Annotated in this window: 19 protein-coding genes; 6 read left to right on the top strand and 13 right to left on the bottom strand. The window is 72.9% G+C overall.

Annotated elements, in window-relative coordinates:
- Positions 1-16 precede the first annotated feature (16 nt).
- From JOD46_RS10575 to hrcA, 3 genes are read right to left on the bottom strand one after another with little or no spacing between them, the layout of a single operon-like run.
- On the bottom strand, positions 17-751 hold the full coding sequence (locus JOD46_RS10575; RefSeq protein WP_204394066.1) for a 16S rRNA (uracil(1498)-N(3))-methyltransferase: 735 nt from the start codon (positions 749-751) through the stop codon (positions 17-19).
- Positions 752-770: 19 nt separating this feature from the next.
- Positions 771-1,871 carry a molecular chaperone DnaJ gene (gene dnaJ / locus JOD46_RS10570; RefSeq protein ID WP_204394064.1) on the bottom strand — a complete coding sequence of 367 codons (1,101 nt, stop codon included), beginning with the start codon at positions 1,869-1,871 and terminating at the stop codon, positions 771-773.
- A 59-nt stretch (positions 1,872-1,930) separates the two neighbouring features.
- Positions 1,931-2,950, bottom strand: coding sequence for a heat-inducible transcriptional repressor HrcA (hrcA, locus tag JOD46_RS10565; protein ID WP_204394062.1), 1,020 nt, complete (start codon positions 2,948-2,950; stop codon positions 1,931-1,933).
- A 203-nt stretch (positions 2,951-3,153) separates the two neighbouring features.
- Between hrcA and JOD46_RS10560 the strand changes: the two genes are divergently transcribed.
- Together JOD46_RS10560 and JOD46_RS10555 are read left to right on the top strand one after the other, a co-directional pair.
- Positions 3,154-3,576 carry a DUF4870 domain-containing protein gene (locus tag JOD46_RS10560; protein ID WP_204394060.1) on the top strand — a complete coding sequence of 141 codons (423 nt, stop codon included), beginning with the start codon at positions 3,154-3,156 and terminating at the stop codon, positions 3,574-3,576.
- Between the two features lie 117 nt (positions 3,577-3,693).
- Positions 3,694-4,143 carry a DUF4870 domain-containing protein gene (locus JOD46_RS10555; protein WP_204394058.1) on the top strand — a complete coding sequence of 150 codons (450 nt, stop codon included), beginning with the start codon at positions 3,694-3,696 and terminating at the stop codon, positions 4,141-4,143.
- A gap of 3 nt (positions 4,144-4,146) precedes the next feature.
- Here JOD46_RS10555 and hemW read toward each other — a convergent pair whose 3' ends face one another.
- From hemW to lepA, 4 genes are all read right to left on the bottom strand, one after another.
- Positions 4,147-5,373, bottom strand: a complete 1,227-nt coding sequence (hemW, locus tag JOD46_RS10550) for a radical SAM family heme chaperone HemW (RefSeq protein ID WP_204394056.1) — start codon at positions 5,371-5,373, stop codon at positions 4,147-4,149.
- 2 nt (positions 5,374-5,375) lie between these two features.
- Complete coding sequence (locus JOD46_RS10545; RefSeq protein ID WP_204394054.1) at positions 5,376-6,026, bottom strand: DUF1990 domain-containing protein; 651 nt, start codon at positions 6,024-6,026, stop codon at positions 5,376-5,378.
- Between the two features lie 87 nt (positions 6,027-6,113).
- Positions 6,114-6,518, bottom strand: coding sequence for a DUF7670 domain-containing protein (locus JOD46_RS10540; RefSeq protein ID WP_204394052.1), 405 nt, complete (start codon positions 6,516-6,518; stop codon positions 6,114-6,116).
- A 113-nt stretch (positions 6,519-6,631) separates the two neighbouring features.
- Positions 6,632-8,488, bottom strand: a complete 1,857-nt coding sequence (gene lepA / locus JOD46_RS10535; protein WP_204394050.1) for a translation elongation factor 4 — start codon at positions 8,486-8,488, stop codon at positions 6,632-6,634.
- Positions 8,489-8,567: 79 nt separating this feature from the next.
- Here lepA and JOD46_RS10530 point away from each other — a divergent pair, with 79 nt between their 5' ends.
- From JOD46_RS10530 to rpsT, 4 genes are all read left to right on the top strand, one after another.
- Positions 8,568-9,794: a sensor histidine kinase gene (locus JOD46_RS10530; protein WP_239562696.1), complete on the top strand. Its 1,227-nt coding sequence runs from the start codon at positions 8,568-8,570 to the stop codon at positions 9,792-9,794.
- Positions 9,791-10,417, top strand: a complete 627-nt coding sequence (locus JOD46_RS10525; RefSeq protein WP_204394048.1) for a response regulator — start codon at positions 9,791-9,793, stop codon at positions 10,415-10,417. The genes JOD46_RS10530 and JOD46_RS10525 overlap by 4 nt, the downstream gene beginning before the upstream one ends.
- Before the next feature lie 3 nt (positions 10,418-10,420).
- Positions 10,421-11,182: an alpha/beta fold hydrolase gene (locus tag JOD46_RS10520; protein ID WP_204394046.1), complete on the top strand. Its 762-nt coding sequence runs from the start codon at positions 10,421-10,423 to the stop codon at positions 11,180-11,182.
- 167 nt (positions 11,183-11,349) lie between these two features.
- Positions 11,350-11,610, top strand: coding sequence for a 30S ribosomal protein S20 (gene rpsT / locus JOD46_RS10515; RefSeq protein ID WP_204394044.1), 261 nt, complete (start codon positions 11,350-11,352; stop codon positions 11,608-11,610).
- Positions 11,611-11,718: 108 nt separating this feature from the next.
- Here the strand turns inward: rpsT and holA are convergent, their stop codons facing one another.
- The 6 genes from holA to JOD46_RS10485 form a co-directional block, all read right to left on the bottom strand.
- On the bottom strand, positions 11,719-12,735 hold the full coding sequence (holA, locus tag JOD46_RS10510) for a DNA polymerase III subunit delta (RefSeq protein ID WP_204394042.1): 1,017 nt from the start codon (positions 12,733-12,735) through the stop codon (positions 11,719-11,721).
- Positions 12,736-12,763: 28 nt separating this feature from the next.
- The gene (locus JOD46_RS10505; RefSeq protein WP_204394040.1) at positions 12,764-15,202 is read right to left on the bottom strand and encodes a ComEC/Rec2 family competence protein; all 2,439 of its coding nucleotides are present in this window, start codon (positions 15,200-15,202) and stop codon (positions 12,764-12,766) included.
- A 1-nt stretch (position 15,203) separates the two neighbouring features.
- The gene (locus JOD46_RS10500) at positions 15,204-15,890 is read right to left on the bottom strand and encodes a ComEA family DNA-binding protein (RefSeq protein WP_204394038.1); all 687 of its coding nucleotides are present in this window, start codon (positions 15,888-15,890) and stop codon (positions 15,204-15,206) included.
- A gap of 93 nt (positions 15,891-15,983) precedes the next feature.
- A complete protein-coding gene (gene leuS, locus JOD46_RS10495) occupies positions 15,984-18,560 on the bottom strand; it encodes a leucine--tRNA ligase (RefSeq protein WP_204394036.1) in 2,577 nt (858 codons plus the stop codon).
- Between the two features lie 82 nt (positions 18,561-18,642).
- Entirely contained in the window at positions 18,643-20,052 is a 1,410-nt protein-coding gene (gene pabB / locus JOD46_RS10490; protein WP_204394034.1) for an aminodeoxychorismate synthase component I, read from the bottom strand.
- Between the two features lie 79 nt (positions 20,053-20,131).
- Positions 20,132-21,643: a M28 family metallopeptidase gene (locus JOD46_RS10485; protein WP_204394032.1), complete on the bottom strand. Its 1,512-nt coding sequence runs from the start codon at positions 21,641-21,643 to the stop codon at positions 20,132-20,134.
- Between the last annotated feature and the right edge of the window lie 13 nt (positions 21,644-21,656).

Below are 21,656 nucleotides of genomic sequence, written 5' to 3'. Positions count from 1 at the left end.
CGTAGCCACGGATGGCTCACCACCGCCCGAGCGCGACCGACAGCACGGCGATCGCCGCGGGGCCCGCCGTCGAGGTGCGCAGCACGCCGTCGCCCAGCCGGACGGGCTCGCCGCCGGCCTCCCGGAGCCGCTCGATCTCCGTCGGATCCATGCCCCCCTCGGGCCCGACGACGAGCGCGAGGTCGCGGCCGTCGGGTCGGACGGCCGACAGCGGCGTCTCCGCGCCGGGGACGAGCAGCAGCACGCGTTCGCCGCGGAGCCGCTCGGGCAGCTCCCTCGTGGAGGCGACCGCCTCGACGTCGGGAATCCGGGACCGGATGGACTGCTTGACGGCCTCGCGGACGATGCTCGCCCAGCGCGCACGGCCCTTCTCGGCCTTCGGTCCCTCCCAGCGCGACACGGATCGACCGGCCGCCCAGGGCACGATGCGGTCCACGCCGAGCTCGGTCGCCGCCTGCACCGCGAGCTCGTCGCGGTCGCCCTTCGCGAGCGCCTGCACGAGCGTGAGCCGGGGCGCGGGCACCGGGTCGTCGTGCACGCCGTCGACCTCGAGCTCGAGGCGCCGGCCCTCGACGGACGTCACGGCGCCCGACACGATCCGGCCGCGCCCGTCGCCGACCGACACGCGCTCGCCGACCCGCACCCGCGCGACGGTGACGGCATGGCGCGCCTCGTCGCCCGTGACCGCGACCGTGTCGCCGGCGGCGACCGAGGCGAGGTCGAGCGTCTCGTCGAGGTAGAGGCTGCTCATCGCGACATCCGCCCGCGGCTCACCCGAGGAACCGGTCGCGCAGCCGCGCGAAGAGGCCCTGCTGGAAGTGGCCGAGCTGCGGCGGCTGCGCCTTGCGCGCCTTCGCAAGCTGCTGGACGAGCTCGCGCTCCTTGTGGCTGAGCTTGGTCGGGGTGATCACGTGCACGGCGACCTTCAGGTCGCCGCGCCCGCCGCCGCGCAGGTGCGTGATGCCGCGATCGCGCACGGTGAGCACCTCGCCGCTCTGCACGCCGGGCTTCAGCTCGAGGTCGACGTCGCCGTCGAGCGCCGCGACGGTCGCGTTGGTCCCGAGCACGGCGTCGGTCATCTGCACCTCGAGCGTGCAGAGCAGGTCGTCGCCGTCGCGGCTGAAGACCTCGTGGTTCTTGACCTTGACCTCGAGGTAGAGATCGCCGTTCGGGCCACCGGCGGGGCCGGCCTCGCCCGACCCCGGCATCTGCAGGCGCACTCCGGTGTCGACGCCGGCCGGCACGTCGACGGGCACGGTGCGCCGCGCGCGCACGCGGCCCTGGCCCTGGCAGGTCACGCACGGCGTCGCGATGATGGTGCCGTAGCCGCGGCACGAGCCGCACGGGCTCGAGGTCATGACGTTGCCGAGCAGCGAGCGCACCGCGCGCTGGATGTGCCCGGTGCCGCCGCAGATGTCGCACGTCACGGGCGACGTGCCCGGCCGGCAGCACGAGCCGTGGCAGGTCTCGCACGTGACGGCCGTGTCGACCTCGAGTTCGCGGTGGGTGCCGAAGACGACCTCGTCGAGCGTCACCTCGAGCCGGATGAGCGCGTCCTGGCCGCGCTCGCGACGCGACCTCGGCCCGCGACTGGTCTGCGCGGCGCCGAAGAAGGTCTCGAAGATGTCGCCGAAGCCGCCGAAGCCGGCGCCGTTGAAGCCGCCCTGGCCGCCGCCGAGGTCGTACTGCTGGCGCTGCTTGGGGTCGGAGAGCACGTCGTAGGCGTGCGTGACCTGCTTGAAGCGCTCGGATGCCTCGGCGCCCGGGTTGACGTCGGGGTGCAGTTCGCGCGCGAGACGGCGGTAGGCCTTCTTGATCTCGTCGGGGGTGGCGTCGCGGGAGACGCCGAGGACCTCGTAGTGGTCGGCCACTGCAGGCGGGTTCCTTTCGATTGCCGGTGACGGATGCCGCGGGGCGGCCCCGTCGCGGTTCAGCTCTCGCCGAGCGTGCGGGAGAGGTAGCGAGCGACGGCGCGGACGGCCGCCATGCTCTGCGAGTAGTCCATGCGGGTGGGCCCGACGATCCCGAGCCGGGAGACGTCGCGGCCGGGGATCTCGAACGAGCTCGACACCACCGAGGTCTCGCCGAGTCCGTAGGCCGCGTTCTCGCGGCCGATGCGGACCGCGATGCCGTCGTCGGAGGCCATCTCGCCGAACAGCTTGAGGATCACGACCTGCTCCTCGATGGCCTCGATGACCCCGAGGATGTTGCCCGCGAAGTCCTGCTCGGTGCGGACCAGGTTGGCGGCGCCCGCGACGACCAGCCGGTCGCCGCGCGTGAACTTGGCCTGGTCGGCGAGCGTGGCCGCGAGCGTGTGGAGGACCTCGGCGTGCGCGCGGTCGGCGTTGGCCGTCTCGGCGGAGAGCGCCGCCGCGGCCTCCGACATGGTGCGGCCGGCCGCGACGTCATTGAGTCGGTTCCGCAGCCGGTGCAGCGTCTCCTCGTCGACGGACTGGTCGAGCTCGGCCAGGCGCTGCTCGACCTGGCCGGAGTCGGAGATGAGGATGCACAGCACTCGCGTGGGCGCGAGCGCGACGAGCTCGACGTGCCGGACGCGCGCCCGCTGGAAGCTGGGGTACTGCACGACCGCGAGCTGGCGCGTGAGCTGCGACACGAGCCGCACGGTGCGCGCGAGCAGCTCGTCGAGGTCGTTCGACTCGCCGAGGAAGGTCTCGATCGCGTGCCGCTGCGCGGAGGTGAGCGGCCGCACGTCGGCGAGCTGGTCGACGAAGACGCGATACCCCTTGTCGGTCGGGATGCGGCCCGACGAGGTGTGGGGGGCCGCGATCAGCTCCTCCTCCTCGAGCAGCGCCATGTCGTTGCGGATGGTCGCCGCGGACACGCCGAAGTGGTGGCGCTCGACGATCGTCTTGGAGCCGACCGGCTCGCGCGACGCGACGTAGTCCTGCACGATGGCGCGAAGCACGGCGAGACTGCGTTCGGAGACCATGGCCCTCGCTTCCCTCGACCGGCGTGACGGCGGCGCACCGAGGTTTAGCACTCGGTTCACGTGACTGCTAATCATATCGCGAGATTCAGGGATGGCACCGTTGCCGCCCGGATCGGCGCGGCAGTAGCGTGTGCATCGTCCCGCGCGCCGATCCCGCCTCCGCCGTGCGCTCGACGCGCGAAACCCCAACCCGAAAGGCTGACATGACCGACCCCAACGTCCCCCCGCACGATCCGAACGCGGCGCCCCAGCCCGCGACCGCTCCCGCCGCTCCGCTCTCGCACGAGCAGGACGTCCAGTGGGGCTCGTTCGCGCACCTCGGCGGCATCCTGGGATTCCTGCCCTCGCTGATCATCTGGCTCGTCTTCAAGGACCGCGGCGCCTTCACGAACACCGAGGCCAAGGAGGCGCTGAACTTCCAGATCACCGCCGTGTTCGCCTATATCGCGATCTTCATCGTGAACGCGATCCTCACGGTCGTGACGCTCGGCATCTGGGGCTACATCGGCTGGCTGCTGCCGACCGCGCTGTGGATCGCCGTCATCGTGTTCTCCGTCCTCGGCTTCATGCAGGCCAAGGAGGGACGCCACTACCGCTACCCCTTCGCCATCCGCCTCATCAAGTAGGTCCGCACCGCGAGTCGCGACGCGCCGGTCCGGGATCCCTCGACCGGCGCGTCGCGCTGTGCCAGCATGGTCGGACCGACCCGCGATCCGGGCGCGACCTTCCAAGGAGCCAGCATCATGTCCGACGCACCACCTCCCACGCCCCCCACGCCGCCCGGCGGCAGCACGCCGCCTCCGCCCCCTCCCGGCGGCCCCACGCCCCCGCCGCCCCCCGGCGGCGGCGCGTACCAGCAGAGCCAGCCGCTCAGCCCCGCCGACGAGAAGCTCTGGGCGACGCTGATCCACATCGGCGGCATCCTCTTCGGCTTCCTGCCGGCCCTGATCGGCTACCTGATCCTGAAGGACAAGGGGCCGTTCATCCGGGCGCACACCGCGACCGCGCTGAACTTCCAGATCACGCTGCTGATCGCGTACGTGGTCGGCACGATCCTGACCTTCGTGATCGTCGGCATCTTCATCCTCATCGCCGCATGGATCGCCGCGATCGTGTTCGGCATCATCGCCGCGATCAAGGCCAACAACGGCGAGTACTACGTGTACCCCGTGGCGATCAAGTTCGTCAGCTAGGGATCAGTCCTCGAGCAGGCGCCGCACCACGGCGTCGGCCAGCAACCGCCCTCGTCGCGTCAGCGTCAGCCGACCGGCGAGGGCGGTTCGCGCTTCCACGAGCCCGTCGGCGACGAGGCCGGCCACGGCACGGCGGCCACCGGCGTGCAGCGAGGACACCTCGATGCCCTCGCGGATGCGCGTCGACAGCAGCACCCGCTCGGTCTCGCGGGTCGCCGCGTCGAGCGTCTCACGGCCGACCGCCGGGGAGACGCCGGCGCCGATCCGATCGGCGTACGCCGCGGGGTGCTTCGCGTTCCACCAGCGCACCCCGCCGACGTGGCTGTGCGCGCCCGGGCCGACGCCCCACCAGTCGTCGCCGCGCCAGTAGCCGAGGTTGTGGCGCGAGCGCTGCGCGTCGCCCCTCGCCCAGTTCGAGACCTCGTACCACTCGTAGCCCGCGGCGCCGAGCAGGTCGTCCGCGAGCTCGTACATGTCGGCCGAGAGGTCGTCGTCGGGCGTCGCGAGCTCGCCGCGGCGGATCTGACGGGCCAGCTTCGTGCCGTCCTCGACGATGAGCGCGTAGGCGCTGACGTGATCGGGCTCCTCGGCGATCACGGCCTCGAGGCTCGTGCGCCAGTCGGCGAGCGACTCCCCCGGCGTGCCGTAGATGAGGTCGAGGCTGACGTCGAGCCCCGCCTCGCGCGCCCACCGCACGACGAGCGGCACCCGCGCGGGGTCGTGGGTGCGGTCGAGCGCGGCCAGCACGTGCGGCACGGCCGACTGCATGCCGAACGACACGCGCGTGAACCCGCCGTCCGACAGGCGGCGCAGGTCGTCGGCGTCGACCGAGTCGGGATTGGCCTCGGTGGTCACCTCGGCCCCGGGCGCCAGCCCGAACTCCTCGCGGATCGAGCCGAGCATGCGCACGAGATCGTCGGCGGGAAGCAGCGTCGGGGTCCCGCCGCCGAAGAAGACCGTCTGCGCGGGGCGGTCGGGCGCTCCGGATGCCGCGAGCACGCCGCGCGCGAACCGGATCTCGCCGATCGCCTGGGCGGCGTAGCCCGACTGCGAGGCGCCGCGGAGCTCGCTCGCGGTGTACGTGTTGAAGTCGCAGTACCCGCAGCGGACCCGGCAGAACGGCACGTGCACGTACACGCCGAGTGCGCGTTGGCCCGCCTGGTCGAGGGCGCCGCGCGGCAGCAGCCCGTCGGCGGGCGCCGGGTCGGCGAGGGGAAGCGGCCCGGCCATGCTCAGACGTACGCGGGGTGGAGCGCGCGCAGCTCGCGCTTGGTGAGCTCGCGTCGGCGACGGCGCACCGAGCCCGCGAACAGTCGGCGGATGCCGCCGCGCGGCTCGAACGCCGAGCGGATGGTGAGCCAGACGCTGTCGTCGTCGCGGTGCTCGAGGATGAACGACTCTTCGCCGCTCTCAGGTCCGTCGCCGGTCGTGCCGTACGCGAAGCCGACCCGGCCCGGATCGTCGACGACGTAGACGACGAGCACGGAAATCCGCCCGCGCGACCCCCGGCGCCCGCGCGGCTTGAGCGTCGCCGTCATGCCGGCGCTGACGTACGGCGTGCCGTCGGGGCCGAACCGCTGCTCGACGCGCGGCGTGGGCTGGTCGGCGAGGGGCGCGCCATCCGGGCCGTAGGCGATGCCCGTGTACTGTGCGCCGGTGCCCGGCGAGACGTCGATCACCTCGAACCCGGCGCCCTTCTGGATGCCCCAGGTCATGAGCTCCTCGGCCGCGCGGTCGAAGCGCTCGCGACCCGAGCCGAGCTTGACCGCATCCTCGGCGGGGCGGAACCCGGCAGGCGGGTAGCGCAGCAGGTCGGGGTCGAGCGTGGCGCCGATCGCGCCGTACGTGACCGACTGGTCGGTGAAGGTGCTGCGACGGTTCATCGTGCGTCCTCCCGGGGTCGGCGGCAGTCATGACGGATGCCGCGCGAACACGCGGCACCCGAGCCCGGTCCCGGGCATCCCCCGATTCTACGACGCGGCGTGCTGGACCGTGCCTGTGCGACGACGCTGGACCAGCGCCTCGACGAGGAACAGGATGCCGATCACGAGCGGCGGGCCGGTGACCAGGCCCGCGTAGACCCACTCGGGGAACCAGCTGACGACCGTGATCACCGCGTAGGCGAGGAACCCGATCGCCCCGACGACCGGCCACCGCCACGCGAGCACGAGCACCACGAGCAGCACGATCGCGGGCAGCAGGTGCGTGAGCACGGCCCACTGCTCGAACCACGAGCCCGCGGCCGTGTCCTCGCCCATCCTGGGCTCGCGTCGCGCCTGCGACTCCTGCCACCACGCCCACCAGAGCAGCGCCACGTACAGGATCCCCAGCACGCGAGCGATCCACCCGGCCACGCCGGCCCGCCATCCGCCCATCGCGTCCTCCTCGACTCGCACCGGCGGCGCGGTCGCAGCCGCGCGGTGATGCGACGATTCTCGCGGCGGAGCGGGGCGGGCCTGCGTGACCGAAGTCCCGCGACGCGGAGCGGCTACTTCTTGGCGTCCTTCTTCTCGGTCTCGCCCGAGAGCGCGGCGATGAACGCCTCCTGGGGCACCTCGACGCGGCCGACCATCTTCATGCGCTTCTTGCCCTCCTTCTGCTTCTCGAGGAGCTTGCGCTTGCGCGTGATGTCGCCGCCGTAGCACTTGGCGAGCACGTCCTTGCGCATCGCGCGGATCGACTCGCGCGCGATGATCCGGGCGCCGATCGCGGCCTGGATCGGCACCTCGAACTGCTGCCGCGGGATGAGCTCGCGCAGGCGGCCGGTCATCAGCACGCCGTACGCGTACGCCTTGTCGCGGTGCACGATCGCGCTGAACGCGTCGACCTGCTCGCCCTGGAGGAGGATGTCGACCTTGACGAGGTCGGCGGCCTGGTCGCCGGCCGGCTCGTAGTCGAGCGAGGCGTAGCCGGCCGTCTTCGACTTCAGGTTGTCGAAGAAGTCGAAGACGATCTCGCCGAGCGGCATGTTGTAGCGGATCTCGACCCGGTCCTCGCCGAGGTACTCCATGCCGAGCAGCGTGCCGCGGCGCGACTGGCAGAGCTCCATGATCGTGCCGACGTAGTCCTTCGGTGCGAGGATCGCCGCGCGCACGACGGGCTCGCGCACCTCGGCGATCTTGCCGCCGGTCGGGAACTCGCTCGGGTTGGTCACCGTGACGGTCTTCTTGTCTTCCGTGGTGACCTCGTAGACCACCGACGGCGCCGTGTTGATGATGTCGAGCCCGAACTCGCGGCGGAGCCGCTCGGTCACGATCTCCATGTGCAGCAGGCCCAGGAAGCCGGCACGGAACCCGAACCCGAGCGCGACCGAGGTCTCGGGCTCGTAGACGAGCGCCGCATCCGACAGCTTGAGCTTGTCGAGGGCCTCACGCAGCTCGGGGTAGTCGCTGCCGTCGATCGGGTAGAGGCCCGAGAACACCATGGGCAGCGGCTCGGTGTAGCCCGCCAGCGCATCGGCGGCCGGCTTGGCCGCCGAGGTGACCGTGTCGCCGACCTTCGACTGGCGCACGTCCTTCACCCCGGTGATGAGGTAGCCCACCTCGCCGACGCTGAGGCCCTTCGTGGGCGTCGGCTCGGGCGCGCTCACGCCGATCTCGAGGATCTCGTGCGTCGCCTTCGTCGACATCATCTGGATCCGCTCGCGCGGGTTCAGTCGTCCGTCGACCATCCGGACGTACGTGACGACGCCGCGGTAGCTGTCGTACACCGAGTCGAAGATCATGGCGCGCGCCGGCGCGTCGGCGTCGCCCGTCGGCGCGGGGATGCGCTCGACGACCCGGTCGAGCAGGTCCTCCACGCCCATGCCGGTCTTGCCCGACACGCGCAGCACGTCGTCGGGCGAGCCGCCGATCAGGTCGGCCAGCTCGCGCGCGTACTTCTCGGGCTCGGCCGCCGGCAGGTCGATCTTGTTCAGCACGGGGATGATCTCGAGGTCGTTCTCGAGCGCGAGGTAGAGGTTCGCGAGCGTCTGCGCCTCGATGCCCTGCGCGGCATCGACCAGCAGGATGGCGCCCTCGCACGCGGCGAGCGAGCGCGACACCTCGTAGCTGAAGTCGACGTGCCCGGGAGTGTCGATCATGTTGAGCGCGTAGCCCGTGCCGCCGACCTCCCACGGCATGCGCACGGCCTGGCTCTTGATGGTGATGCCGCGCTCGCGCTCGATGTCCATGCGGTCGAGGTACTGCGCGCGCATGTCGCGATCGGCGACCACGCCCGTGATCTGCAGCATGCGGTCGGCGAGGGTCGACTTGCCGTGGTCGATGTGCGCGATGATGCAGAAGTTGCGGATCAGCGCGGGGTCGGTGGCGGCGGGCACCGGCGGGGTGGCGGCTCTCGGAGACATCCCGACGATTCTCCCATGCGCCCGATCCCACTTTCGACGGATGCCCCGGAAGGGGCCGGTCACTAGGCTGAATCGCATCATGACCGTGCTCGATGCCCCCCTCGTCGGACGGGTGCAGCCATCGGCGCTGCGGCCCGTCTTCAGGTCGCTGCGCGTCGGACTCCACGTGCTGGTCGTCGGGCTCACGGTGTTCGTGCTCGCCCGCGCGATCGTCTCCGGCAGCCCCGACCTCGTGGCCATCGCCATCCTCTCGATCGCGTTCCTCGGCACCTACGCGGTGGGCGTCGTGACCGCCCACCAGGTGATCACGCCGTGGATGCGCGCGGGCTGGCTGATCATGCTGCTCGGGCTCTGGCTCGGCCTGAGCGCGCTGACCCCGGATGCCGCGTTCCTCGCATTCCCGCTCTTCTTCCTCGAGCTGCACGTGCTGCCGGCGCGCTGGGGCGTGCCGCTCGTGGCGGTCACGTTCCTGGTCAGCGTGTGGGGCACGACGTCGCACCTCGGGTTCGAGGTCGGCAGCGTGCTCGGCCCGCTCATCTCCGCCGGGGTCGCCGTCATCATCGGCCTCGGGTACCGCGCGATGGCCGTCGAATCGAGGGAGCGGCAGTCGCTCATCCTCGACCTCCTCGCGACGCGCGAGGAGCTCGCGGCCGCGAGCCGCGAGGCCGGCACACTCGCCGAGCGCGAGCGCATCGCGCGCGAGATCCACGACACCGTCGCGCAGGGGCTCTCGAGCATCCAGATGCTGCTGCACGCCGCCGAGCGCGACATCGCCGACGAGGCCACGCGCGACAAGCTGCGCCTGGCCCGCGAGACCGCGGCCGACAACCTCCAGGAGACGCGCCGCTTCATCCGCGAGCTCACTCCCCCGGCCCTCGACGAACGGACGCTGCCGGCCGCGCTCCGCCGGCTCGCCGAGGCGACGAACGAGCAGTCCGCGCAGTCGGGAGCGCGCACGCGCATCTCGTTCTCGATGAGCGGCGAGCCCGTCGCGCTGCCCATGTCGATCGAGGCGACCCTCCTGCGCATCGCGCAGGGCTCGCTCTCGAACGTCGTCAAGCACTCCGACGCGTCGCGCGCCGAGGTCACGCTGAGCTACCTCGGCGACGAGGTCGCGCTCGACGTGGTCGATGACGGCGTCGGCTTCGACCCCACCTCGCTCGCGGGCGAGCGCGCCGGCGAGGCCTCGTTCGGCCTGCGCGCCATCCGCCAGCGCGCCGAGAGCCTGGGCGGCACGGCCGACGTCGAGTCCCGGCCTGGCGGCGGCACCGCCCTCTCGGTGCGGATCCCGGCGGTCGCCGCGTGATCCGGCTCCTGCTCAGCGACGACCACCCCGTCGTGCGCGCCGGCATGCGCGCCCTGCTCGAGGCCGAGCCCGATCTCGAGGTCGTCGGCGAGGCGGCGTCGGCCGAGGAGGCCGTGCGTCTCGCGGGCGCGCCCGGCGTCGACCTCGTGCTCATGGACCTGCAGTTCCCCGGCGCGCTCCAGGGCGTCGACGCGACGCGCCGCATCCGGTCGTCACCGTCCGCGCCGCGCGTGCTCGTGCTCACCAACTACGACACCGACGCCGACATCCTCGGTGCGATCGAGGCCGGCGCGAGCGGGTACCTGCTGAAGGACGCCCCGCCCGGCGAGCTCGTCGCGGCGATCCGCGCGGCCGCGGCAGGCGAGTCGGCGCTCGCGCCGACGGTCGCGTCGCGACTCGACGCGTCGCAGCGCAGCGCCGACCAGCGGCTCACCGTGCGCGAGGCCGAGGTGCTCCAGCTCGTGGCCTCGGGCAGCACCAACCGCGAGATCGGCCAAGCACTCTTCCTCAGCGAGGCGACGGTCAAGTCGCACCTCGTGCACATCTTCACCAAGCTCGGCGTCGGGTCGCGGACCGCCGCCGTCGCCAAGGCCCGCGAGCTCGGCGCCATCCGGGCGGGCTGACGGATGCCGCGGGCCCACGTCGTCCTCGTCCACGGCATCCGCACCTCGGCGACGATGTGGCGCGGGCAGGTCGCGCGCCTCGAGCGCCACGACGTCGAGGCGATCCCGGTCGACCTGCCCGGGCACGGCCGCCGGATCGACGAGCCGTTCACCGTCGACGGCGCGGTCGGCGCGATCGACGAGGCGCTCGCCACGACGGGCGCCGACGACGACGGCGTGCCCAGGCTGCTCGTCGGGCTGAGCCTCGGCGGGTACCTCGCCATCGAGTACGCGGCGCGGCATCCCGACCGCCTCGACGGGCTCGTCGCGGCCTCGTGCGGAACCCGGCCGCGCGGTCCGGCGCTCCGCGGCTACCTCGCACTCGCGGCGGCGATCAATCGACTGCCCGACCGCGGCCGCGCGCTCAACGACGCCACCGCGCGGCTGTTCCTGTCGCGTACGGCCGTCGACGACGTGCTGGCCGGCGGTGTGGCGCTCGACGTGATGCGCCCGGCCCTGACGGCGGTAGCCGGCCTCGACGTCGAGCGCTCGATCGCGGCGGTGGAGGTGCCGATCTGGTTCGTCAACGGCCGCTACGACCACTTCCGCCTCGAGGAGCGGCGGATGGTGCGCGCCGCGCGCGACGGCCGGCTCGTGATCATCGACCGCGCGACGCACCTCGTGAGCCTTGTGCGGCCCGACGACTTCACGGCGGCGGTGCTCGGAGCGGTCGCCGAGCTCGAGGTGCGCGCGGAACGCCGACGGCGCTCGGTTCCCGCGCGCTGATCCCGACGTTCGCGACGCGCCTCCGCGCATTGGTACGGTTCGGCCGTTGCTGGTATCGTTGCCTGTTGGCTTGCGTGTGGGTCCCACCCCCGCACGATGCGCCGCGACGGCCCCTCTACCGATTGCGGCAACTCCGGTACCCGCAGAACACACGAAAGACGAACCACGTGGCAAACATCAAGTCGCAGATCAAGCGCATCCGCACCAACCGCAAGGCCGAGGAGCGCAACAAGGCCGTCAAGAGCGAGCTGAAGACCGTCGTCCGCGCGACGCGCGAGGCCATCGCCGCCGGCGACAAGGAGAAGGCGACCGCCGCCCTCCGCGTCGCGAACCGCAAGCTCGACAAGGCCGTGAGCAAGGGCGTCATCCACAAGAACCAGGCCGCGAACCGCAAGTCGGCCATCGCGAAGCAGGTCGCCGCGCTCTGATCGCAGGCGCTTCGTTCCGAGGGCCCCGCACCGGATGGTGCGGGGCCCTCGTCGTTCCACGAGCGCGTCGGCGCGCCGGGTCGGCCGAGCCGACGAGCCCGCCCCGCCTCAGGGCTGGATGACGCCGCGCGCGGCGATCACGCCGACGAGCCGCTCGAGCGCGAACACGGGGTCGCGTTCGGCGCCCTTGACCGCGGCGTCGGCCGAGGCCAGTGCCTGGATGGCGACGCCGAGCCCCTCGTCGGTCCAGCCCATGAGGTCGCGACGAGCCCGGTCGACCTGCCAGGGTGCGAGGCCCAGCGATCCTGCCGAGGCCCCTCGGGCCCCGGCGACCTTGGCCATGGTCCGGACCTTCATCGCGAAGGCGGCGACCATCGGCACGGGGTCGGCACCCGAGTCGAGCGCGTGCCGCAGCGCGATGAGCGCCTCGCCGTGGCGCCCGGCGATCGCGGCGTCGGCGACCTCGAACGCCGTGGTCTCCACCCGGCCGCCGTAGTACTTCGCGACCGTCGCCTCGTCGATGTCGCCGGGCGCGTCGGCGATGAGCTGGCGACAGGCAGCCGCGAGCTCGCCGAGGTCGTCGCTGAACGCCGCGACGAGCGCGCGCAGGGCCGCGGGCGCGATCCGGCGGCCGGCCAGCCGGAACTCGGCGGCCGCGAAGTCCTGCTTCTCGGCGTCCTTGCGCAGCTCGGCGCACACGACCTCGACCCCGGCACCCTCGCCGGCTCGGATCGCATCGAGCAGCTTCTTGCCGCGCATGCCCGCCCGATGACGGAGGACGACGGTGGTGCCCTCGGCGGGCGCGGAAAGGTAATCGAGCGCGTCGGCGAGGAACTCGTCGCTCGCCTTCTCGACCCCGCTCACCCGGATGAGGCGGGGCTCGCCGAAGAGCGAGGGACTCGCCAGCGTCAGCAGCGTACCGCGCGCGTAGGCATCGGCCTCGAGGTCGCTGACCTCGAGGGCCGGGTCCTCGGCCCGGAGCGCCTCGCGGAGCATGGTCATGGCCCGTTCGGCGAGCACATCCTCTCCCCCGGAGACGAGGACGACGGGCGCCGGGCGCACTGCGCTCCACGCGAGCTGCGGGATCGCCGCCTTCGACTTCGCCGTGCCTGCTCGTGCCGCCACGTGTCTCCCTCCGAGGTGCCGCACCAGTCTACGGAGCGGGGACGACACCGCCGGCACCCGGCGGCGCCCGCTCCGACCAGACGCGCACGCGGTCGCCGTCGACGGTGAGCGCGGCCGCGCCGTACGAGTCGCTGCGCACGACCGCGACGCCCTGCGCGTCGAGCAGGTCGAGCAGGCTCGCGGTGGGATGTCCGTAGCCGTTGTCGGCGCCGACGCCGATCAGGCCGACGGCCGGCGCGAGCTCGCGGTAGAGGGCCGGATCCTGGTCGGCGCTGCCGTGGTGGGCGACCTTCACGAGGTCGGCCCGGCCCGGATCTGCCTCGCGCAGCAGCGCGGCCTGCGCCTCGGCGCCGAGGTCGCCGAGGAACACGGCCCGGTACTGCTCGGCACGGAGGTCGAGCACGACGCTCGCGTCGTTGCCGGGTTCGGCTCGCGCCGGCGGCCAGAGCACGCGCCAGTCGGCCGCGCCGAGCCGGCCGCTCGCGCCCGCGCCGACCTGCACGAGCTCGGCTCCGCCGCGGGCGAGCGGGCCCAGGACCCGGTCGGAGCGGGCACCGTCGAGCGGGCCGTGCAGCACGAGCCCGACGCGACCCGCGATCGCCGCAGCACCGCCGGCGTGGTCGGCATCCCAGTGCGTGATGACCGCGAGATCGACACGGCGCACGCCCGCGAGCGCGAGGCACGCGGTGAGGCGCTCGGGGTCGGGCCCGGTGTCGATGAGCAGCGTGGCGCCGTGATCGCGCACGAGGACGGCGTCGCCCTGGCCGATGTCGCACTGCAGCACGTCCCAGTCGGCCGGCAGCAGTGCGGTGGTGAGCGCCGGACGGCCCGCCGTCACACCGATCGGCACCGCAACGGCGAGACAGAGCACCCCGACGGCCACGGGGCGCAGGACGGGACGCCGACGGGCCCCGTCCACGGGTCGCCGTCGCGCGCCGAGGAGCACCGCCGCGGCGGCGACGGCCACGGCGCAGAGCGCCGCGCCGGGCGCATCGGGCAGCCAGGGCACCGCGGTGTTCGGCATCCCGCTCACGCCGCGGGCGAGCAGGGCGATCCACGAGGCGGGCAGCCAGGCGACCTGGAGGGCGGCGAAGCCGACCGACGGCAGCACGGGCAGCAGGAGGCAGCCCACCAGGCCGGCCATCGTCGCGATCGGCGCGGCGGGCGCGGCGAGGAGGTTCGCGGGCACCCCGTAGACGGGAAGCACCGGGTCGAGCAGCACCAGCACCGGCTGGCACGCGAGCTGGGCCGCGAGCGGGACGGCCAGCGCCGCGGCGAGCGGACGCGGCATCCGCGCGGCCAGGGCCGAGGCGAGCGGCCGGGCGCCGAGCACGAGGCCCGCCGTCGCGCACACCGAGAGCGCGAACCCGGCATCGCGCGAGTACCACGGATCGGCGGCCAGGAGCACGACGACCGCGACGCCCAGCGCCGGCGCTCCGCCGCCCGCTCGCCCGGTCGCGACGGCGACGAGGACGACGAGCGCCATCGCGGCGGCCCGCACGACGCTCGACTCCGGCGTCACGAGCACGACGAAGCCCGTCAGCGCCGCCAGCGCCGCAGCGACGCGCACGCCCCGAGGCGCGCGGAGCAGACCCGCCGCCCAGAAGGCGATCGCCGTCACGAGCGCGCAGTTCGCACCCGACACGGCCGTGAGGTGCGTGAGCGAGGCGGCCGACATCGCGTCGGCGAGGTCGGCAGGGAGGCGGGCGGTGTCGCCGATCGCGAGTCCCGGCACGAGCGCGCCGCCGTCGCCGCCCAGCCGACGCGCCTGCTCGGCCAGCCCGGCGCGGAGCGGATGCGTCCATGCGATCCATTCGGGCGCTGCGCCTGCGGTGATCACCTCGGACGCCTGCACGCGGAAGGCGGCGCGCGAGATTCCGGGCAGCGCGGTCACGCGGGCGCGGACCGTGACCTCGTCGCCGAACCCCGCAGGACGGTCGGCTCCGTCGGTCGACGGAAGCACCAGGTCGATCCGCACCGGCGCCGTCGTCCGCCCGTCGACGGAGAGGACGGTCGCCCGGGCGCGTTCGGATGGGGTGCCGCCCCACGGCGCCTGCGTGCCGGGGCGCAGCGACGAGTCGAGCCGCGCGGTGAGCTCGACCGTCTCGCGCGTCTCTGCCGGCGTCGCCAGGGGGCTGTCCTCCCGCGCGAGCAGGCCCGTGCACGCGAGGGTCGAGGCAAGGGCGGCGCACGCCGCCGCGACGGCCAGCGGCGGGCCCATCGCGCCGACGACCGACCGGATGCCGGCCCCACCCGACGTCGAGACGGGCCCCGGAGACGGGCCGGACCGGGGCACGCGCAGGCGTGCGCGCGAGGCCGTCAGGCCGAGGCCCAGCGCGGCGGCGCCCCAGCACACGGCCGCGACGAGCCAGGGCGCGACCGCGGCATCCGTCGCCCCCGTGGCGAGCCACGCGGCCGCCCAGGTCGCTGCGGCCGGACCGAGCAGCCGCAGGTCGTGGCGGCGCACGTCAGAGCGTCACGAGGTCGACGAGGCCGGAGTAGACCGCGTCGCCGATGCCGGCGACGTCGAGCAGCTGCGACACGTCGGTGAACGGCCCGTTGGCCTCGCGCCAGTCGACGATGCGCTGCGCGAGGGCCGGCCCGATGCGCGGGAGCGTGTCGAGCTCGGCGACGTCCGCTCCGTTCAGGCTCACGCGCCCGCCTCCCCCACCGGACGCTCCAGCGGCGCCCGACCCGGCTGCCGTACCCGTCGGAGCGAGTGCCTCGCCGACCTTCGGCACGACGAGTTGCTCGCCGTCGACCAGGGCGCGCGCGAGGTTCACCCCGCCCGCGTCGGCATCGGGCGCCAGCCCGCCGGCCGCCGCCACCGCGTCGACGACGCGCGCACCCGGTGCGAGCTCGACGATCCCGGGCTCGGCGACCGCGCCGAGCACGTGCACCAGGAGCGAGGTGCCGCTCGCCGCGCCGGAGGCGGGCTGCCCAGCCGCGCCGGCGCCGTCGACCGAGGCGGGCGGTGCCCCGGTCGCGTCGAGCTCGACCTGCGTCCCGCCGCCGCCTGAGGCGAACGACACGACCGCCGAGACGGCCACCGCGACGACGAACAGCACGACGGCCGCGCCCACCGCGACACGGGCGCGTGGGTGCGCACCGACGTGCTCGAGGGCCGCGATCGGGTCGGGGACGGAGTCGGGCATGCCCGAACGCTACGGTCGCGCCGCGCGTCCGAACCGACTCACGCCGTTCCGCTGCGAAGCCTCCGGAGGCAGCGACCTGTGGAGGAGCGGTCGTCAGCCCCGCGTCGCGATGTTCACGAGCCTCGGCGCGCGCACGATCACGTTCACGATCTCGCGCTCGCCGACCGAGCGGGCGACCGCGGCCGAGGCGCGCGCGAGCGCCTCGAGCTCGTCGGCACCGATCTTCGGCGACACCTCGAGACGGTCGCGCACCTTGCCGTCGACCTGCACGATCGCGGTCACCGACTCCTCGACGAGGAGCGCCGGGTCGGCCTTGCGCCACACGACGTTCGCGACGGTCGGCTCGTAGCCGAGCCGCTGCCACATGTCCTCCGCGGTGAACGGCGCGAACAGGTCGAGGATCATCGCGGTGACCTCGGCCGCCTCGCGGACCGCCGCATCGCCCGCACCGGGGCCCGAGTCGATCGCCTTGCGGGTCGCGTTCACGAGTTCCATGAGGCGCGCCACGATCACGTTGAACTTGAACGACTCCGCGAGGCCCGGCGCGTCGGCGAGCAGGCGGTGCGTGATGCGGCGCAGCGCCGGGTCGCCCGACTTCCACTCGACCTCGGGGCTCGAGGAGACCTCGCCCGAGATGCGCCACGCGCGCCCGAGGAACTTCGCCGCGCCCACCGGCGACACGTCGGCCCAGTCGATGTCGTCCTCGGGCGGGCCGGCGAACGCCATCGTGACGCGCAATGCGTCGGCGCCGTGCGCCGAGAGCTCGGATGCGAACTCGACGAGGTTGCCCTTGGACTTCGACATCTTCGTGCCGTCCATGATCACCATGCCCTGGTTGAGCAGCGACGTGAACGGCTCGGTGAACCCGAGGTAGCCGAGGTCGAAGAGCACCTTGGTGAAGAACCGGGCGTACAGCAAGTGCAGGATCGCGTGCTCGACGCCGCCGACGTACTGGTCGACCGGCAGCCACTTCTCGGCCTCGGCCGGGTCGAACGCGCGCGTGTCGTCGGTCGGGTCGAGGTAGCGCAGGAAGTACCACGAGCTGTCGACGAACGTGTCCATCGTGTCGGAGTCTCGTCGCGCCTCGCCGCCGCAGTTCGGGCACGCGACGCGCGCCCACTCGTCGGCCGCGCCGAGCGGGCTCGTGCCCTTCGGGCTGAGGTCCAGCCCCGCGGCATCCGGCAGCCGCACCGGCAGGTCGGCCTCGGGCACGGGCACCTCGCCGCACTCGGCGCAGTGGATGATCGGGATCGGCGTGCCCCAGTAGCGCTGGCGCGAGATGAGCCAGTCGCGCAGGCGGTAGTTCTTGGCGGCGCGGCCCACGCCGCGCTCCTCGAGCAGTTCGACGGCGCGACGGATCGCATTGGACTTGCTGAGCCCGTTGAGCGGCCCGGAATTCATCAGGCGGCCGTCGCCGGCGAGGGCCACGCCGGTGCCGGCGGGATCGAGCTCGGGCAGCTCGTCGAGGGGCAGCGGCACGCCGTGCTCGTCGACCGGGATCACGGGGATGACGCCCGTCACGGGCGCGTTGGTGTCGACGACCACGCGCACGGGCAGCTCGAACGCGCGCGCGAAGTCGAGGTCGCGCTGGTCGTGCGCGGGCACGGCCATGATCGCGCCGTGGCCGTAGTCGGCCAGCACGTAGTCGGCCGCCCAGATCGGCAGCCGCTCGCCGTTCAGGGGGTTGGTGGCGTACCGCTCGAGGAACACGCCCGTCTTGGGGCGGTCGGTCGCGAGCCGGTCGATGTCGCTCTCGGCTCGGACCGACTCGAGGTACTGCTCGAACCGCGCGCGCACGTCCTCCGAGGCCCCGGCGGCGAGCTCGGCGGCCAGTTCGGAGTCGGGCGCGACGACCATGAACGTCGCGCCGTAGAGCGTGTCGGGGCGCGTCGTGAACACCGTGACCGGCTCATCGCGGCCCTCGACGTGGAAGTCGACGTCGGCGCCCGAGGAACGGCCGATCCAGTTGCGCTGCATCGTCAGCACCTTCGAGGGCCACTTGCCTTCGAGCTGGTTGAGGTCGTCGAGCAGGCGGTCGGCGTAGTCGGTGACCCGGAAGTACCACTGGGTCAGCGCCTTCTTGGTCACGACGAACCCGCAGCGCTCGCAGTGGCCGTCGACGACCTGCTCGTTCGCGAGCACGGTCTGGTCGTTCGGGCACCAGTTGACCAGGCCGGCCTTGCGGTACGCGATGCCCTTCTCGTAGAGCTTCAGGAACAGCCACTGGTTCCACTTGTAGTACTCGGGGTCGCTCGTGTGGAGTTCGCGCGACCAGTCGAACGACGGCGCGTACTGCTTGAACGAGCGCTTCTGCTGCTCGATGTTGGCGTAGGTCCAGGCCTTCGGGTCGGCGCCCCGCTTGATCGCGGCGTTCTCGGCGGGCAGGCCGAACGAGTCCCACCCGATCGGGTGCAGCACGTCGAAGCCCTGGTGGCGCCAGTAGCGCGCGGCGGCGTCGCCGAACCCGAACGCCTCGGCGTGGCCCATGTGAAGGTCGCCCGAGGGGTACGGGAACATGTCGAGGATGTACTTGCGGGGGCGGGTGTCGCCCGGCTTCGCAGCGCGGAACGGCTCGAGCTCCTCCCACACCGGAAGCCACTTCGCCTGGATCGCGGCGAAGTCGTACGTGCCGGTGTCGGCGACCTGCGGGGTGTCCTGCTCGTGTGCCACGTGACTCTCAATCGTGAAGCGCGGGAGGGGCTGGGGGCGTGCCCGGAAGCGGGCGCGCGGAAACGACGCCCGGGGGTCAAGCCTATTCGATCGCCCGGGGGCGCCGGCGGCCTGCGGACTCGGGCACCTCGCCGCCAAGCACCTCGATGAGCGCCCGCGCCTTCACGCGGGTCTCCTCGACCTCCTCGTCGGGGTCGGAGAGGGCAGTGATCCCGCCGCCGGTGCCGATCGACGCGCCCGCCGGGGTCAGCACGATCGAGCGGATGACCATGGCGAGGTCCGCGGTGCCGTCGGCGCCGAGGCATCCGAACGCCCCGGAGTAGACGCCCCGCGGACCCTGCTCGAGGCCGTGCAGGATCGTCATGGCCGACAGCTTGGGCGCACCGGTCATGGAGCCGGCGGGGAACGCCGAGCGCACGGCGTCCAGCGCGGTGAGCGGATGGCGCAGCCGCGCCGTGACCGTCGAGACGAGCTGGTGCACGTGCGGGTACTCCTCCACCTCGAGCAGGCTCGGCACCTGCACGCTGCCGAGCTCGGCGATGCGGCCGAGGTCGTTTCGCATGAGGTCGACGATCATGAGGTTCTCGGCGCGCTCCTTCTCGCTCGCGCTGAGCTCGGCGCGGAGCGCGAGATCGGTGGACGGATCGGCCGACCGCGGACGTGTGCCCTTCATGGGCTTGGTCGCGACAGTGCCGTCGCGTTCGACGAGGAGGAACTGCTCGGGCGAGGCGCTGAGCAGCGCGACGTCGTCGATGCGCACGAGGCCGCCGTGGTGGCTGGGGCTCGACCGGCGCAGGCGCAGGTAGGCGTCGATCGGGTCGGGGCGCACGTCGACATCGACGCGGTTGGTCAGGCAGAGCTGGTAGGCGTCGCCGCGGACGATGGCCGCCTGGCACGCGGCGATCATCCGGCGGTAGGTGTCGGCGTCGTGCCGCCAGCGCGTGGGGGCCGGACCACGGCGTCCGCTCACGGGAGTCCGATCGTCACCGCTCCCGACTGACACCCGGGCGACCTCGGCCGCCATCGCGTCGGCCCAGGCGCGGACGGGTGCCGCGTCGTCATCGTCTTCGAGCCACTCCAGCCGCACGACTCGCGGTCCGTGCTCGAACACGATCACGCGATCGGCGAGGAAGAACGCCACGGCTGGCGTGTCGGCCGATGCCGCCGGAACGCCGAGCGTGCGCGCGCCGAACTCGTATCCGAACCACCCGTGCCATCCGACGGCGGCACGGCCCATTGCATCGAGCTCCCCGAGGGCGACCTCGCCCATGCCGTCGGCCAGCGCGGCGTAGACCGCATCCGGCTCGGATCCGTCGTCAGAGACGACCGCGGGCGCCGTGGGCGCGGCGACGGCGATGACGCTGCGGCCGTCGCGCGCGTCGCGGCCGCCGTCGAGCCATGCGACGCGTGCGGCGTCGGCCGCCACGGCGAGGAACACGAGCTCGGGGTCACGCCACTCGGGCAGCGTTCGGCTCCGGATGCGTCGCGGCATCCCCTCAGGATACGGGCGTCGCCGACGCGAGCGGGCGGGTGCCCGAGGCACCCGCCCGCCCGTCGGTGGACCGGATCGCTCAGCGGAGCGCCCGGTTGCCCTGGTACTCCCAGTCGATCTTGCCCACGGCCTTGCCCTTGGCGGTGCCGTTGACGGCCGAGGTCGTCTCGGCGAACGTCAGCGTCGCGTGCGCGATCGCATCCGACATGATGTCGAGGGTGTCGGCGTCGAGGTTGGCGATCGTGTCGCACGCCGCGTGGTAGCACGGGTCGTACGCCACGCCGGCCGTGCCGCCGAAGAGGGCCGCCTGCTCGGCCGACTTGATGCCCTCGGCGCCCGTGAAGAGGCCGCCCGCGGGGATGCCCGCGTTGATGAACCCGTAGTAGTCGCTGCGGCCGTCGAAGTCGGTCGGCTCGGAGGGCTCGCCCTGCGAGGCGAAGAAGTCGGCGAAGACGTCCTCGATCACGCCCGACCCGTTCGGGCCGGAGGTTCCGAGCGCGTCGCCGTCGCCGTCATAGACGAAGTTGACCGCGTTGGGCGACCCGACCATGTCGAAGTTGAGGTTCAGGGCCGTGCCCTTGATCTCGGACTTCGACAGCTGCGAGACGTAGTAGTCCGAGCCGATCAGGCCGTCCTCCTCGCCGCTCCAGAAGGCGAACCGCACGCGATTCTCCGGTTCGATCCCGAGCTCCGCCATCTGCAGCGCGGTCTCGAGGATGGTGGCCGTGCCCGAGCCGTTGTCGTTGATGCCGGGGCCCTCGGAGACGGAGTCGAGGTGGCCGCCGACCACCACGGTGCGGTCGGTGCGCCCGCTCGGCGTGTCGGCGAGCAGGTTCTCGGTCGAGACCTCGGTGATGTTGATCTGCAGGGCGAGGCGGATCACGAGCCCGGGCGTGTTCGCCCACTCGACTCCGCGCTCGAAGGGCGCGCTCACGACCGGGATGCTGCGGACCGGCGCGTCGAGCGTGCCGCCGAACAGCCCGAACCGGTCGTCGCCCGGCACGTCGTTGCCCTGGTTGAACACGATGACCGCGGCCGCACCGGCCGCAGCCGCGTTGTCGGCCTTCTGCGCGAACGAGCACGAGCCGCGCTGGATGAGGGCGATGTCACCGGCGGGGAAGCCGGCGAAGTCCGCCGCCTCGCACCCGCTCGTCGAAGCCCGGTCGCCCGAGAGGTTCAGGTCGACCGCCGTCACCGTCGCGGTGACGTCGCCCCCGCCCGAGTAGTCCATCGGGTAGTAGTCGACCCCGAGGCCGTACGGCGTCGGCGTCGGCGCCGTCTGCGACATCGAGGTGCCCGTGAAGTCGGTGCGCTCGTAGGTGAAGGGCTGGCGCCAGGTCGTGTAGCCCGCCTCGTCGAGCAGGGCCTGGATGTAGTCGACCGAGGCGACATGCCCGGGGGTTCCCGCAGCCCGATTCCCGCCGTTGGCGTCGGCGATCGCCTGGAAGGCCTCCAGGTGGTCCATCACGCCGTCGACGGTGACGGCGTCGCGCAACGCGGAGGTGTCGGTGACCGTCGCGGCCTGGGCGGTGCCGGCGATGATGAGAGATCCACTGACCGCGGCGGTCGCCGCGATCGCTCCGATCCGCACGCTGGTCTTCCCC

Origin of the sequence: Agromyces aurantiacus (genome assembly GCF_016907355.1) — a bacterium.
Lineage (GTDB): Bacteria > Actinomycetota > Actinomycetes > Actinomycetales > Microbacteriaceae > Agromyces > Agromyces aurantiacus.
This window is presented reverse-complemented; position numbering and strand designations above follow the sequence as displayed.

What these genes read in the sequence shown, in the direction of transcription:
- lepA (WP_204394050.1), bottom strand. Translation starts at nt 8,488, where the DNA reads ATGTCTCCGAGAGCCGCCACCCCGCCGGTGCCCGCCGCCACCGACCCC.
- hemW (WP_204394056.1), bottom strand. Translation starts at nt 5,373, where the DNA reads ATGGCCGGGCCGCTTCCCCTCGCCGACCCGGCGCCCGCCGACGGGCTG.
- JOD46_RS10555 (WP_204394058.1), top strand. Translation starts at nt 3,694, where the DNA reads ATGTCCGACGCACCACCTCCCACGCCCCCCACGCCGCCCGGCGGCAGC.
- JOD46_RS10575 (WP_204394066.1), bottom strand. Translation starts at nt 751, where the DNA reads ATGAGCAGCCTCTACCTCGACGAGACGCTCGACCTCGCCTCGGTCGCC.
- hrcA (WP_204394062.1), bottom strand. Translation starts at nt 2,950, where the DNA reads ATGGTCTCCGAACGCAGTCTCGCCGTGCTTCGCGCCATCGTGCAGGAC.
- JOD46_RS10520 (WP_204394046.1), top strand. Translation starts at nt 10,421, where the DNA reads ATGCCGCGGGCCCACGTCGTCCTCGTCCACGGCATCCGCACCTCGGCG.
- JOD46_RS10530 (WP_239562696.1), top strand. Translation starts at nt 8,568, where the DNA reads ATGACCGTGCTCGATGCCCCCCTCGTCGGACGGGTGCAGCCATCGGCG.
- JOD46_RS10500 (WP_204394038.1), bottom strand. Translation starts at nt 15,890, where the DNA reads ATGCCCGACTCCGTCCCCGACCCGATCGCGGCCCTCGAGCACGTCGGT.
- JOD46_RS10545 (WP_204394054.1), bottom strand. Translation starts at nt 6,026, where the DNA reads ATGAACCGTCGCAGCACCTTCACCGACCAGTCGGTCACGTACGGCGCG.
- pabB (WP_204394034.1), bottom strand. Translation starts at nt 20,052, where the DNA reads ATGCCGCGACGCATCCGGAGCCGAACGCTGCCCGAGTGGCGTGACCCC.
- JOD46_RS10560 (WP_204394060.1), top strand. Translation starts at nt 3,154, where the DNA reads ATGACCGACCCCAACGTCCCCCCGCACGATCCGAACGCGGCGCCCCAG.
- JOD46_RS10540 (WP_204394052.1), bottom strand. Translation starts at nt 6,518, where the DNA reads ATGGGCGGATGGCGGGCCGGCGTGGCCGGGTGGATCGCTCGCGTGCTG.